The organism is Sporosarcina sp. P16b (assembly GCF_002743065.1).
Lineage (GTDB): Bacteria > Bacillota > Bacilli > Bacillales_A > Planococcaceae > Sporosarcina.
This window is the reverse complement of sequence record NZ_PDYO01000013.1, coordinates 57,071-71,385: the sequence shown is the minus strand read 5'-3', so window position 1 is coordinate 71,385 and position 14,315 is coordinate 57,071. Positions and strand designations below refer to the sequence as shown.

Annotated in this window: 13 protein-coding genes and 1 rRNA gene; all 14 read right to left on the bottom strand. The window is 43.9% G+C overall.

From position 1 onward, the window contains the following. A 16S ribosomal RNA gene (locus tag CSV77_RS13145) occupies positions 1–94 on the bottom strand; the annotation flags it as partial. A 511-nt stretch (positions 95–605) separates the two neighbouring features. Further along, positions 606–2,096, bottom strand: a complete 1,491-nt coding sequence (lysS, locus tag CSV77_RS13140) for a lysine--tRNA ligase (RefSeq protein WP_099632548.1) — start codon at positions 2,094–2,096, stop codon at positions 606–608. A 160-nt stretch (positions 2,097–2,256) separates the two neighbouring features. Then, complete coding sequence (gene folK / locus CSV77_RS13135; RefSeq protein WP_144034679.1) at positions 2,257–2,772, bottom strand: 2-amino-4-hydroxy-6-hydroxymethyldihydropteridine diphosphokinase; 516 nt, start codon at positions 2,770–2,772, stop codon at positions 2,257–2,259. Further along, positions 2,769–3,137 carry a dihydroneopterin aldolase gene (gene folB, locus CSV77_RS13130; RefSeq protein WP_099671486.1) on the bottom strand — a complete coding sequence of 123 codons (369 nt, stop codon included), beginning with the start codon at positions 3,135–3,137 and terminating at the stop codon, positions 2,769–2,771. The genes folK and folB overlap by 4 nt, the downstream gene beginning before the upstream one ends. Before the next feature lie 21 nt (positions 3,138–3,158). Continuing rightward, positions 3,159–4,010, bottom strand: a complete 852-nt coding sequence (gene folP / locus CSV77_RS13125) for a dihydropteroate synthase (RefSeq protein ID WP_099673750.1) — start codon at positions 4,008–4,010, stop codon at positions 3,159–3,161. Continuing rightward, positions 4,010–4,864 (bottom strand): aminodeoxychorismate lyase, encoded by an 855-nt coding sequence (pabC, locus tag CSV77_RS13120; RefSeq protein ID WP_099673749.1) that lies wholly within the window; start codon positions 4,862–4,864, stop codon positions 4,010–4,012. Before pabC ends, folP begins: the two co-directional genes overlap by 1 nt. Beyond that, on the bottom strand, positions 4,861–6,291 hold the full coding sequence (locus tag CSV77_RS13115; protein ID WP_099673748.1) for an anthranilate synthase component I family protein: 1,431 nt from the start codon (positions 6,289–6,291) through the stop codon (positions 4,861–4,863). The genes pabC and CSV77_RS13115 overlap by 4 nt, the downstream gene beginning before the upstream one ends. A gap of 26 nt (positions 6,292–6,317) precedes the next feature. Continuing rightward, positions 6,318–6,959: a peroxiredoxin family protein gene (locus CSV77_RS13110; protein WP_099673747.1), complete on the bottom strand. Its 642-nt coding sequence runs from the start codon at positions 6,957–6,959 to the stop codon at positions 6,318–6,320. Positions 6,960–7,189: 230 nt separating this feature from the next. Next, the gene (gene cysK / locus CSV77_RS13105) at positions 7,190–8,116 is read right to left on the bottom strand and encodes a cysteine synthase A (RefSeq protein WP_099632542.1); all 927 of its coding nucleotides are present in this window, start codon (positions 8,114–8,116) and stop codon (positions 7,190–7,192) included. Positions 8,117–8,400: 284 nt separating this feature from the next. Next, on the bottom strand, positions 8,401–9,270 hold the full coding sequence (gene hslO, locus CSV77_RS13100) for an Hsp33 family molecular chaperone HslO (RefSeq protein WP_099632541.1): 870 nt from the start codon (positions 9,268–9,270) through the stop codon (positions 8,401–8,403). A 12-nt stretch (positions 9,271–9,282) separates the two neighbouring features. Further along, positions 9,283–10,047, bottom strand: a complete 765-nt coding sequence (locus tag CSV77_RS13095) for a type III pantothenate kinase (protein ID WP_099632540.1) — start codon at positions 10,045–10,047, stop codon at positions 9,283–9,285. Positions 10,048–10,186: 139 nt separating this feature from the next. Then, positions 10,187–12,190: an ATP-dependent zinc metalloprotease FtsH gene (ftsH, locus tag CSV77_RS13090; RefSeq protein ID WP_099637360.1), complete on the bottom strand. Its 2,004-nt coding sequence runs from the start codon at positions 12,188–12,190 to the stop codon at positions 10,187–10,189. Positions 12,191–12,321: 131 nt separating this feature from the next. Continuing rightward, entirely contained in the window at positions 12,322–12,864 is a 543-nt protein-coding gene (hpt, locus tag CSV77_RS13085; RefSeq protein ID WP_085132333.1) for a hypoxanthine phosphoribosyltransferase, read from the bottom strand. 19 nt (positions 12,865–12,883) lie between these two features. After that, complete coding sequence (gene tilS, locus CSV77_RS13080) at positions 12,884–14,293, bottom strand: tRNA lysidine(34) synthetase TilS (protein ID WP_099673746.1); 1,410 nt, start codon at positions 14,291–14,293, stop codon at positions 12,884–12,886. Between the last annotated feature and the right edge of the window lie 22 nt (positions 14,294–14,315).

The following is a 14,315-nucleotide window of genomic DNA, read 5'->3' as shown; positions in this document are numbered from 1 at the left end:
CTGAAGGAAGCAAGCTTCCAACAGTTCGCTCGACTTGCATGTATTAGGCATGCCGCCAGCGTTCGTCCTGAGCCAGGATCAAACTCTCCATAAGACTGACAGACAATCTGCAGCGAATTACGTCGTCGATTTCAATCGATCAGTCGGTCACGTACCTGAGTACGCTCCCTCCTTCTCTCCTTCATCTCCTAGCACTCCACAACATCTCGTCAACCAGTTACATGAAAAATCGATTAGCTCGAGTTTCATTTGCTGGCATCAATTAAGATACTCATTTTGTTTGTGTCACCGTTAGGTGCACAAACTGTATTTCGTTAACGTTTTGCTGTTCAGTTTTCAAGGTTCATTCGGTTGGCCTCTCGTAAGAGACAACTTTTTAATAATAACATCTCATCGTTTTGTTGTCAACACTTTTAGTAAAAAACTTTTTCGTTATGTTTTTCGCTAAGTCGCTAACTTCAAAAGCAACTTCATAAATATACCACCCGTTTTCAAAAGATGCAACTGTTTTCTTAAATCTTTTTTGATTTTCTTTTACATTCTATTAAAACAATGTATTTCGGCAATAAAAAAACAGCTCCAATATTGCTATTGGAGCTGTCATATCAGTCTTTAGGACGCATTTGAGGGAATAGTAGCACGTCACGGATTGATTGCGAGTTCGTCAACAACATGACGAGGCGGTCGATTCCGATGCCGAGTCCACCTGTTGGTGGTAGTCCGTATTCCAATGCCGTAATGAAATCTTCATCCATTTCATGCGCTTCATCGTTTCCTTGTTCTTTTTCCACCAACTGCGATTCAAAGCGTTCGCGCTGATCAATTGGATCATTCAACTCCGTGAAGGCATTCGCGTGTTCACGGCGTACAATAAATAGTTCGAAACGATCTGTGTATCTCGGATCTTCCGGATTCTTCTTTGCAAGCGGCGATACTTCTACTGGATGTCCATAGATGAATGTTGGCTGGACAAGTTCTTCTTCTACTTTCTGCTCGAAGAATTCATTCAGTACATGACCTACTTCCATAGAAGGAGTTACTTGTACGTTATGCTCTTTTGCTAGTTCATGCGCTTGTTCTTTCGTCAGTTGCTGCCAGAAGTCTACGCCTGTAAACTCTTTGACTGCGTCTGCCATGTGAAGTCGCTTCCAGCGCGGTGCTAATTCGATTTGATCTTCACCGTACTGGATAGTAGTCGTACCCAGTACTTCTTGAGCGATATGCGCTACAAGATTTTCTGTTAATTCCATAATGTCGTTGTAATCCGCATAGGCTTCATATAACTCGATCATTGTGAATTCAGGGTTGTGACGTGTGGACATTCCTTCATTACGGAATACACGCCCAATCTCATATACTTTCTCAAGACCTCCAACGATCAGGCGCTTTAAATGTAATTCGATAGCGATTCGCATATACAATGTCATATCGAGTGTATTGTGATGTGTAACGAATGGGCGAGCCGCTGCTCCCCCCGCTATTGCGTGAAGCATAGGTGTTTCTACTTCAAGGAAGCCTTGTCCATCCAAGTAATGACGCATCGATTGAATGATCCGGCTGCGCATAATGAATGTTTCTTTGCTACCTTCTGTCGATATTAAATCCAAGTAGCGCTGACGATAGCGTTGTTCTACGTCTTGTAGACCATGGAATTTCTCAGGCAACGGACGCAACGCTTTCGTTAAGAACGTAAACTTTGTTGCTTTAATAGAAAGTTCTCCTACTTTTGTTTTGAAGATAATACCTTGGACACCGACAATGTCCCCAAGGTCTGCAGAAGTAAATAGCTTATAAGCCTCTTCACCGATAGCGTCCAAACGTACGTAAATCTGAATTTGACCACCAAGATCTTGAATGTGAGCAAACCCAGCTTTACCTTTTCCACGCTTTGTCATGATGCGACCAGCAATAGTTACCTCCTGCTCGTTTTCTTCTAAATCCTCTTTTGACTGCCCTTCATATGTAGAGCGTATCTCGCTTGTCAGGTGTGTGCGTTCAAAACGCTGACCGAACGGATCTAAACCATCTTCACGTATATCGTTCATCTTCTGGCGTCTCACCAAAAGCTGATCATTCATTTCATCCATATTGGACATTTCCTTTCACTCCTTCATACTTTGACCGTCCCTATCCTCGGAATCAGTCGTCTGCAACTATTGTACACAAATTTCAGGCCTAACAAAAGGACAAACAGTCATCTCGTTCCATTGTATAGAAAAAACTGCCCTATTATAGAGCAGTTTGGCCATTCAATGTTCAATCTTGTCGTAAAAACTCTTCGACTCGTCCAATCTTTTTCCAAAGATTTATCCCGTCTTCTTTTATCGCCAGTTCTTCACGATAAAGAGTTCCTGTTATAGGATTCTTTACATCCTTATTAATCTCAACTAGCGGAACGAGCACGAATGCACGCTCTTGCATACATATATGCGGAATGATCAAATTCTCTAATTGGATGTGACTCTCGTTATAAAGCAAGATATCCAGGTCTACTGTTCGGGGGCCCCAACGTATTTTACGCATTCTACCAAGCTTATTTTCAATAGACTGGCACACACTCAATAATTCCGTTGCTTCTAATGTCGTGCTGAGCTTTACCACGATATTCAAAAACTTCGCTTGTTCCGTTAGTCCGACTGGATCGGTTTCGTATACGGAAGAAACTATTGACACATTAATAGAAGGATGTTCATTTAACAACTGCACAGCTTGCTGTAAATGTTCAAGGCGATTGCCTATATTCGATCCCAGTGACAAATAGGCGTTATTCAGGAGAAACGCCCCCTCGTGATTTCCACGGAAACGGATGAATAATGTCCACGAATCGGTGGATCCGGTTTTATAAGCAAGACTCGTACACCGTTTACCTTTTCTGCAAAGTCTGTCATGATCGTCCCGGCCACTGTTTCAGCCACCGTCTCGATCAGATGAACCGCTTCACCTTCCACGATGTTCTTACACATCTCATACACTTCTGCGTAATTCATTGTTTTCGATAAATCATCCGTCTGTCCGGCCTCCGCAAGATCCGTAGCCAATGAAACTGTCAGCCGAAAACGTTGTCCGAGTTTATTCTCTTCAGGCAATGCGCCGTGGTAACCGTAAAACTCCATATCATTCAAATGAATATAATCCATGAAATCCCTCCATTTTATCGCTTACCCAGTGTATGCTGCTTTCTTAGTCAATACATCCATCATCTTGACCATCCGTGAAATTTCCTTCACATCATGAACACGCATAATATGTGCGCCATGCTCAATACCGTAACAAACCGTTGCACCCGTACCCTCCATACGTTCTTCCACTGGTAGATCAAGCACTTTACCGATCATGCCTTTACGAGACGTACCGAGTAAAACCGGATATCCGAGTTCCGCAATCGAAGACAACCCTTGCATTGCTAATATATTCTGCTCGAGATCTTTCGCGAAACCGATGCCTGGATCCAGCCAAATCATCTCTTCATTAACTCCAGCCCGCTTTGCAATATCGATACTCTCCTGCAAATCTTCTATAATAGCCCCCATGAACGGTAGCTGGTAATCACGATTTTCACGGTTGTGCATCAAAATGATAGGCACACCATAGCGCGCCGCCACTTCCGCGATCTCCGGTTCCCGCTTCGCGCCCCACACATCATTAATTATACTTGCGCCCGCTATAATTGCCGCTTCCGCCACAGCTGCTTTTGACGTGTCGATTGATAATACACAGCCGAGTTCCCTCGCGAGTACTTCGATGACTGGTACAACACGATTTATTTCCTCTTCAACTGAAATAGGCGTGTACCCTGGACGAGTGGACTCTCCACCGACGTCAATGATTTTCGCACCGTCCGCAAGCATTGTCCGCGCATGTTCAAGCGCCAGGTTTTGCTGACCATATTTTCCACCATCCGAAAATGAATCCGGTGTGACATTCAATATCCCCATAATCACTGTTTCTTCGCTAAAATTAATCGTCGTCCCACCCAATTTATAAGATGCACGTGCTTTTGATAATTCCATTACTGGCCACTCACTTTCATTCGATTGATTGCCTCTTGATAACTCGCATGCAATCGTTGATAAATCGGTCCTTCCTTGCCAGAAAACACCACTTCTCCTACCTGACGAATTGGCACTAGCTCCTGGATCGCGTTGGTAATAAATACTTCTTCCGCTGATTCAAGCGCTTCCTGCATATATAACCCTTCGTTGATAGGCAACCCTAGTTCTCCAGCCATTTCGATGACAAACGCACGCGTCGTACCAGGTAAGATCCCCGTCTCCAAAGAAGGTGTATACAACTCGCCTTGTTTTACCCAAAATACATTCGATGTAATACCTTCTGCCACATAGCCGTCCGAAGTAACAAATAGACCTTCTGTTTCTTTCAATGAAGGTAATTCCAGACGCCCTTTTACATTATTTGCATACTGGTGTGACTTATGACGAACGACACTTTCCGGTTCATTACGCGTTGTCGCAAGCCAGACGCCATCTTTCTCCGTATGTGCAGGCGGTAGAATAAGTACCTTTTGGAAGATTAGTACATTAGCTTGTTCATATTGTGTAGGTGCGAGCCCGATATCATGCACACCCGCCGATACGTTCAAACGATAATAGCCATCTACACAACCATTTTCTTTATACAAAGAATGTATAGCTGATAGAATCTCTTCATCACTATATGGCATTTTAATACGGAAATCGGCCAATGCCGACCGCAAGCGAATCATATGCGATTTGTAGAGGAATACTTCTCCGCCATACGTACGGAATGTCTCGAAAAAACCCAGCCCGTAAAGAAATCCATGATCAAAAGGTGATATAAGCAGTTCTTCCGTGACTACTCGCTTACCGTTCATCCAGCAAATCAATACAGTTGCTCACTTTCATCACGAATCGCCAACTCAGCCATTTCTTTCGCTTGCCATAGCGCTTTCGCTTTATTAAGAGACTCTTGATATTCAGCAGCAGGATCCGAATCGGGTACTAAACCAGCTCCCGCTTGGATATGCATGATGCCCTCTTGAATGAATGCTGTACGAATGGTGATATTCAATTCCATGTCTCTGTTGAAGCCTATCCAACCCATCGATCCAGTGTAGAGCCCTCTACGAGTCGGCTCTAGCTCCTCAATGATTTCCATCGTACGCAATTTAGGATCTCCCGTAATGGAGCCGCCAGGGAATACTCCATGCACAATAGATGCCAGATCTTCAGAGGATGCAGTACCACGAACATTCGATACCAAATGCATGACGTGCGAATACTTTTCGACGACCATGAATTCATCCACTTCTACTGTACCTTCCTGACAGATGCCTTCAAAGTCCGCGCATTCGAGATCGACAAGCATCTTGTGCTCACCTATCTCCTTTGTGTTCGATATCAACTCTTCCTGCAAGGCAAGGTCTTCTGCTTCCGTCATCCCACGCTTTCGTGTACCGCCAATTGGTCGCGTGCTCAATTCAGTACCGCGCTTTTTCAACAATAATTCAGGCGAACCGGAGACTACTTCAAAATTCGGTGCCGCCATATAGGCCATATAGGGTGAGGGATTGAACGAGCGTAATGCTTCATACATCAATAAAGATGGTGCGACGAGCGGTTTTGACTGTCGTACAGACAAATTTACTTGCACGACATCTCCGTTCTCAATGAATTGCTGTACATCGCGCACCATTTGCTCGAACTGTTCTCCTGTTACAGAAACTTGTAAATCTTCTTCTGTAACGTCCACGTCTATTGCTTGTCCAGTAGTAAATTGACGATTCAGCAGACCTGTTTGTGATGCTTCGGTCCATTCCTTTACCATACTGTCCAGTGCGTGCCGTTTTTCAGGCAATGCCATAAAGTAGACGTCTTCTTTTTCTATATCGAACACAGCCCATTGATCAAAAAGATAAAAGAATACGTCAGGCGTCGTCAAGTCGACCATCGCGAGAAGCGGTAGAGCCTCATAGCGTCTGACATAATCGTAACTGACCATCCCAATTGCCCCCCCTTGAAAGGCAGGTAAATCTTTCTGATGCTCTAGGTTATATTTCGCCATAAAGTCATTCAACAAAACTAGCGGATCTTCTCCCGTCAGCAATTCTTCTTTGCCATCGCGCCATTCTAAACGTAGACCTGTTTTGGTTGCATTGAACGTCACAAGCGGATCAAGTCCTGCCACACACATCTCCCCGCCACGACCACTCTCCAATAAAACATGCCGGTCTATCCCTGTTGCAAGTTGGCGATAGGCATAAAAGAACTCGTCTTTTGTCATTGAAGCTGTCTGATAGGCTACTGTATTCATGCTAGTTCCCCCTGCGTCTCTAGTATTTACTCCGCGTTACCTTCCTCAATTAACTGTTTGATCATCGTATCATCCAACGGCAGCATCACTTTATCCGTGATTACACCATCTTTATTGATAATATACGAAGTCGGATAGACTTTTATCTGATACATTTTCATTACTTCGCTGTCCTTATCCAATAAAATTGGAAACGTTAATTTATATTCATCGACGAATTCTTTCGCACTCTTTACCTTATTCTTCTCAGTTTTCGTCATATTGACCGCGAGTATTTCCATGTTGTCGGACTCTTTATTGTCTGTATAGTAATTTTCCATATGCGGCATTTCCGATCGACATGGCGGACACCACGATGCCCAGAAATTCAACATGACCGTCTTGCCACGGTAATCGGACAATTTGACTGTGTCACCTGAAAGTGTAGTTAATTCGAAGTCCGGAGCCAAATCTCCTTTAGCCAGTCCAGACTTATTCGTGTCCGTGGTAGTTTGCCAATCTTCTGGTAAACGATCAACCACATCTTTCGGCAAGCTTTCCATATTCAAATCCTCGTAACCAGGAAGGCCGCCCGTCTCCTCCTTAATTTCCTGTTTTAATAGGAAAATTATCGTGCCCATGACAATCACAATTAAAACTGACGCTAGTATGCTCCACTTTTTATTCACAGTGAGTCCCCTCTATTCTATGTATAACTAGATTGGTTCGTCTCAATTATACAGAATTTCACCCACTGATAACAGCCTGACGATTGCGCAGTTTTTTTACTGGATATAAAAAGAAACTGTCGCTAGAAGCAACTTACTACTTCTAGCGACAGTTTCATATGCAGAAAAGATAAAATTACGTCATCGGAATCACTGCGACGCTAGCAAACGGCTCCTACGATACTTACCTCTTACTCTTCATCAAACTGATAAAGAGGTGTGCTCAAGTAACGCTCTCCGTTAGATGGAATGATCGCTACTACCGTTTTGCCTTTGCCTAGCTTCTTCGCCACTTGCAACGCAGCTGCAATCGCCGCGCCTGAAGATACTCCTCCAAGGATACCTTCTTCACGAGCCGCACGACGCGCAAACGTATATGCGTCATCATTGGAAACTTTGATAATCTCATCATAGATTTCTGTATCCAATACTTCCGGCACGAATCCCGCACCGATACCTTGTATTTTATGTGGTCCTGGCTTACCGCCAGATAATATCGCTGAATCTTCCGGCTCTACCGCTACGATATTAATTCCAGGGAAACGCTCTTTTAGCACGCCGCCTGCTCCTGTAATTGTACCGCCCGTTCCGATTCCCGAGATAAATGCATCTACTTGATCCAAGGCATTCGCGATTTCGGGTCCCGTTGTCAGACGGTGAACTTCTGGGTTTGCTTCATTATTGAACTGCTGCGGTAGGAACCAGCCGTTTTCTTCTGCTAATTGCTCGGCTTTCGAGATTGCACCCTTCATTCCTTCAGCTCCGGGGGTCAATACTAAATCCGCTCCGTATGCGCGAAGTAAGTTACGTCGCTCTAAGCTCATGGTGTCTGGCATGACAAGTACAGATTTATACCCTTTCGCTGCCGCAATCATAGCAAGCCCAATTCCTGTATTGCCACTAGTCGGTTCGATGATTGTACTATTTTCTTTTAGATCACCGCTTTTTTCTGCCGCCTCGATCATGGCAAGCGCAATACGATCCTTGACGCTTGAGCCGGGATTGAAGAATTCAAGTTTCAAATACACATCTGCATCATCTGCACCTGTCAAACGATTTAATTTTACTAACGGTGTGTTACCTACCAAATCAATAACTGAATTTCCCACTCTACTCATTTGTCATCCGCTCCCAATACCAAGTATTTTAATATGTTTTATTGACTTAATATTACTACCTTCTATTTTACTTGTCAATATAATCATTCGGAAGATTATGGTTTTTCAATTCCCCCGCTAAACAGGTTGATCTGCAAGCCTGATGTCGTTATGCCCGCAAGGCGGTATCCTTTGCGCGGATGCTGATAGCGCTTTCTAAATTGATTATATAAGTTCATGTAAATTAGTAAATTACCCGCTACCGCAATACACTTTCGGCAACGGGTGAGTAGTTTAGAGTAAAATCAAAGTAATTCACGAAGCTCTTGCTCAGAGAATTGATACTTCTCCAAACAGAAGTGGCATTGCGCTTCCGCACCATGATCTTCATCGATCATCGCTTGAATTTCTACAGCTCCAAGTCCTTTAATAGCTTCACTAAAACGTTCCTTGGAACAATCACAATCAAACTTCACGTCGATTCTAGAGAGGAATTCCACATGTTCCTGGCCTAGTACTTCTTCCAGGATTCCTTCAGGTGTCAATCCGTTGTCAATCATAGTAGAAATCGCTGTCATGTTCGCGATTCTTCCTTCTAGCAATTCAATCGTCTCTTCCGTAGCACCCGGCATTACTTGCAGAATAAAGCCACCTGATGCTTTAACCGTGTTATCTGGATTAACGAGTACGCCTAACGCCACAGCAGATGGCACTTGTTCAGATACTACCATGTACTGGGTGAAGTCTTCGGCAATTTCCCCGGAAATAATCGGTACTTGCCCCGTAAAGTAATCTTTCAACCCTAGATCTTTTACGATCGACAGCATACCTTCCGTACCAACTGCTCCACGAACGTCTAATTTACCTTGTTCATTTAGCGGCAAGTGCGTTTGCGGATTCGTTACATAACCACGAACTTCCCCTCTAGCATTAGCATCCACGACAATTGGACCAAGTGGACCATCGCCCTGAATTTTTACCGTAATGCTATCATCGCCTTTTAACATAGCACCCATCATGACTGACGCTGAAATCGTTCGTCCTAAGGCAGCAGTCGCTGTCGGCCACATTTGATGACGCTTTTGTACCTCTCCGACCGTTTCTGTTGAACGCACCGCATACGCACGAATTTGTCCTTCAAATGCCAATGCTTTTACTAAGTAATCTGTTGTCATTTTATTCTCTCCTTACAAGTTTCTTTCATAAATCAGATGTAATCCTTTTAGCGTCAGGAAGTCATCTACAATATCAATCACTTCGGTTTCAGATGCAATTAATTCTGCCATTCCACCTGTCGCGATTACAGTAGGTTCGACTGCACAATCTTCTTTTATACGATTGACTATTCCTTCAACCTGTCCAACGTAACCAAAAATAATACCCGACTGCATAGCAGCAACGGTGTTCTTACCTACTACATGCTCCGGCCGTGCGAGTTGAACGCGCGGTAGTTTAGAGGCACGATCAAACAATGCTTCCATAGAGATTTTAATGCCGGGAGCGATGGAGCCACCCATGTATTCGCCATGTTCATTCACATAGCAATACGTGGTAGCTGTTCCAAAGTCTACGATAATAAGCGGGCTCCCGTATTCGCGAATCGCTGCCACCGCATTGACAATCCGGTCTGCACCGACTTCTCGAGGATTTTCATATTTGATATTTAATCCTGTTTTCACGCCAGGTCCAACGACCATCGGCTTTTGATTAAAGTACTTTTTACACATTTGCTCTAACGGGAACATAACAGGCGGCACTACGGATGAAATAATAATGCCCGTGATGTCAGCGAATGAAATCCCCACGTGTTGGAACATTGCCTTTACTTGCATGGCGTATTCGTCTTCTGTTTTATGTCGGTAGGTTTCCATACGCCAGTGGTGCTTTAGTTGATCCCCTTCATATACACCTAACACAATATTCGTATTGCCTGTATCTAATACTAATAACATAGTCGTTGTCCCCTCTTACTTTGACTTTTTCCCGTACATCATATCATAATTTCACATCGAGATACTGTGAATGCGTACTGAACACGTTTCCCCCTCATAAGAAAACAGCCGACTGTATACAGTCGGCTGTTGGGTTCGCTTAGTCTCTACGTTCTTCATCAATAGACGGCAATGTCTTATCTACCGCTCCACCTTCACGTGGCAAGTCACCGATTGACGGGTCAGATGGCGCACCCGTGCTATCCGGGGTTGTAGTTTCCGCAGGGGAGTTTTCTACAATTTTCTTGTCATCATCGTTGTTGTCGTAAGGACGATCAGGTAAAGTACCGTGATCCTTCAAGTGATTGATTTGTTCCGCATCCAACGTTTCGACATCCAATAAAGTGGTTGCAATCAGATTAAGCAACTCTCGGTTTTCAGTCAAAATTTGTCTTGTGCGTTCGTATTGTTCTTTGATAATTATTTGCATTTCAGAATCAATCTCGTATGCGATCGCTTCAGAATAGTTTTGTTCAGAGTTAAAGTCACGTCCAAGGAATACTTGGCTGCCTTGCGTCTGCCCGAACTGCATCGGACCGATTTTATCACTCATTCCATATTCTGTAACCATCGAACGCGCAATACCTGTAGCACGCTGGAAGTCGTTATGTGCACCGGTTGATACATCACCAAGTACAATTTCTTCTGCTACGCGTCCACCTAGAAGACCCGCAATTTTGTCGAGGAGTTCAGGTTTTGTCATGAAGTAGCGGTCTTCTTTCGGAAGCATAACTGCGTATCCGCCAGCTTGCCCACGAGGAACAATCGTTACTTTATGGACGATTTCCGCATCGTCAAGCATTAAGCCCACAACTACGTGACCCGCTTCGTGGAACGCAACGATATTTCGTTCTTTTTTCGAGATGACACGATTTGTTTTCGCAGGACCTGCAATCACACGATCCGTCGCTTCATCAATGTCAGACATATCGATTTTCTTTTTATCTCTTCTCGCCGCCACAAGAGCCGCTTCATTCAATAAGTTCTCAAGATCTGCACCAGAGAATCCTGGAGTACGTTGAGCAAGAGCTTTCATATCGACTGTATCATCAAGTGGTTTGTTTCGTGCGTGAACTTTCAACACAGCTTCTCTTCCTTTAACATCAGGACGGCCAACCGTAATTTGACGGTCAAAACGTCCCGGACGAAGAAGTGCCGGGTCCAAAATATCCGGACGGTTTGTAGCGGCAACGATAATAATTCCTTCGTTTCCTTCAAATCCATCCATTTCTACTAGCAATTGGTTCAATGTTTGTTCACGCTCATCGTGACCGCCGCCTAAGCCGGCTCCACGCTGACGTCCAACTGCATCAATTTCATCAATAAAAATAATACATGGTGAGTTTTTCTTGGCATTCTCAAATAAATCGCGCACTCGAGAAGCACCTACACCTACGAACATCTCAACGAAGTCAGAACCTGAAATCGAGAAGAATGGTACGCCTGATTCACCCGCTACTGCACGTGCAAGCAATGTTTTACCTGTACCTGGAGGTCCTACTAGCAAGATCCCTTTTGGAATCCGTGCACCTAACTCCACAAACTTACTAGCATCTTTCAAGAAGTCCACGACTTCTTCAAGCTCAGCTTTTTCCTCATCTGCACCTGCAACATCATTGAAACGTACTTTCTTCCGATCGTCCGTTTGCAGTTTCGCTTTACTTTTCCCGAAGTTCATCACCTTGCCGCCACCGCCGCCTTGTGATTGGTTCAGTAAGAAGAAGAAAAGGATAATAATAATTATGAATGGTACGAGTCCTGTAAAGAACGATACCCACGCGCTTGTTTCTTTTGGCGGTAGGATTTCAATCTCAGTACTTGTCGTTTTGACAATTTCACCGATACTGTCCATATCATTTTCTGGAATGTTCGTTACGAAAGTTTCACCTTTTTCGTAGCCGGCCATTTCCCCTTTTACTTCATACACAAGCTGTAATGGTTGAAAAGTTGCTTTTTCGACTTTTCCTTGTTCCAGCGCTGTGACGAATTCATCATACCGAATTGGTTTCATCTTCGGATTTGGATTGTTAAGCGAACTGAAAATACCCATAATTGCTAGGAAGATCAATCCATATAAAAGAAAGTATCGAAGTATTCGATTCATCCCAAGCCTCCTCATCTCATTCAACAAAAACTAAACAGAAAACTATTGTAAATTTTAGCATAGATTAACACTACTTAACAAAAGAAATGCCTTACGGAAAATAGCCTTCAATCCGGTTCATTGCACATTCGTCAGAAAGAGTAAATTTCCTTCTTCAATACCCCGATGTACGGTAAATTACGGTATTTCTCTGCATAATCCAAGCCGTACCCAACTACGAATGCGTCCGGTACGTCAAAACCTACATAATCGGCTTTTAAATCTACTTTACGCCCTGTCGGCTTATCCAACAGCGTTACGATCTTGATAGAGTTTGCTTTTCTGTATTTAAACAGCTCTACTAAGTAATTCAATGTCTTTCCACTGTCAATAATATCTTCAATAATCAACACGTCGCGACCTTCTATGCTAGTGTTCAAATCTTTGATGATTTTCACTTCACCTGATGAAACTGTCGCATTCCCATAACTAGAAACATCCATGAAATCTAACTCGATATACGTATCAATGCGTTTGATCAAGTCACTCATGAATGGTAATGCACCTTTGAGTACACCGACTGCTAATGGGAATTTTTCACGGTACTCTTCAGTTAATGTTGCTCCGAGTTCTCGAACTTTCTCCTCTAGTTGCTCTTCTGAAATTAAAACATGCTCGATATCTTGCGCGATCATCGGCCCGTCCCCCTCTATTTTATCTTGTCTCGCCTTCTCGCGTAATCCATATGTATGAATCGCCTTCCGGTTGGCGGCGTGAAAACATCTCACTATACCGTACACCAGGTACTGCACATACAGTACCGCTTGCTGTCGTAATGACAGGCTGCTGTTGCCTTTGCATGATCCCTATCTTTTCGTCAATCAATATCCGCTTCACACGTTTTGGATCGGACATTCCTTTGATCAACATTCTGTCTCCAGTCATCCGAAGCCGTACAGTTAACGGTAGTTCCGACTCAGGTAATTGAAAATACCTGACTTCATCGGAAGGTGAGCATTCTTCTATTATATGTGCGTTGGTATGATGCCAGTAAAACTGAATATTCCCCCACGTATGCCAAGTACCTTTTGCGAGTACTTTTGGACGAAAGGATGTTGTATCTATATCCATTTTTGTAATTAGCAGTTTATCATATTCCCTGATAAACCGATAGCCATACACCAAATCAATTGCGACGTTTCCGTCTGAGTTCGTAATGTGCTGTAACAGTTCATCCACTAATGCAAAATGCCACTCAGCGTTCTCTGTTGCTGGGTTAGTTAGACATTTTAATAGTAGTTGAATCACGCGCTTTTGTAAAGCGTGGGGAATAGCAAGAAATGCCTCCCGTTGAAAAGAGGGAAGCTGCTCATGCGTATACGTAACAATCGAACGCCAATGTTGATCCGCAAGCTCATTCAGCAAGCTTTCATCCGCTTGCCGTTGTTCCGTCTGGCGAACCGTGTTGACTGCGACGGATGGATTTTCGTCCATCAAGACTGGTAGCACGTGATGTCGCATACGATTACGCAAATAATTGTCTTGCTGATTACTTGGATCTTCTCGGAATGTGATGTCGTGATGTGACGCATACATGTACAATTCGTTCTTTCTCAATGGAAGGAGTGGACGTATGACTTTACCCAAGTTAATTGTCCGTTGTATCGGTATACCATTTAATGATTGCCCCTTACTCAATTGAATCAGCACCGTCTCCAGTTGGTCATCTGCATGATGGGCCGTTGCGAGAACCGTGAACCCCTCGCTTTTCATCGTTTGTTCGAAACACGCATAACGCTGTTGCCGACACACTTGTTGCATATTACCGCCCTGGCTTTCCAAGATAGCCGGAATAGGTACTTGTTCAGAATAAAAGGGTAGCCCGAATTCCTCACACAGTTGCTTCACAACAAACGCATCTTCAGCAGATTCAACTCCACGCAACATGTGGTCTACATGGATGGCCGCTACTTCAATGACCAGAGATTGCCGATGCGTCGCAAGAAAGTGAAGCAGTGCCATGGAATCCACACCACCCGAACACGCGACCAATACACGAGAGCCGGGAGGAATCAACGTTTGCTTGTCAATAAACTTTAATACCTTCTGCTGCAAACTTTTCATGATCCATCTCCCTCCTCTCTCT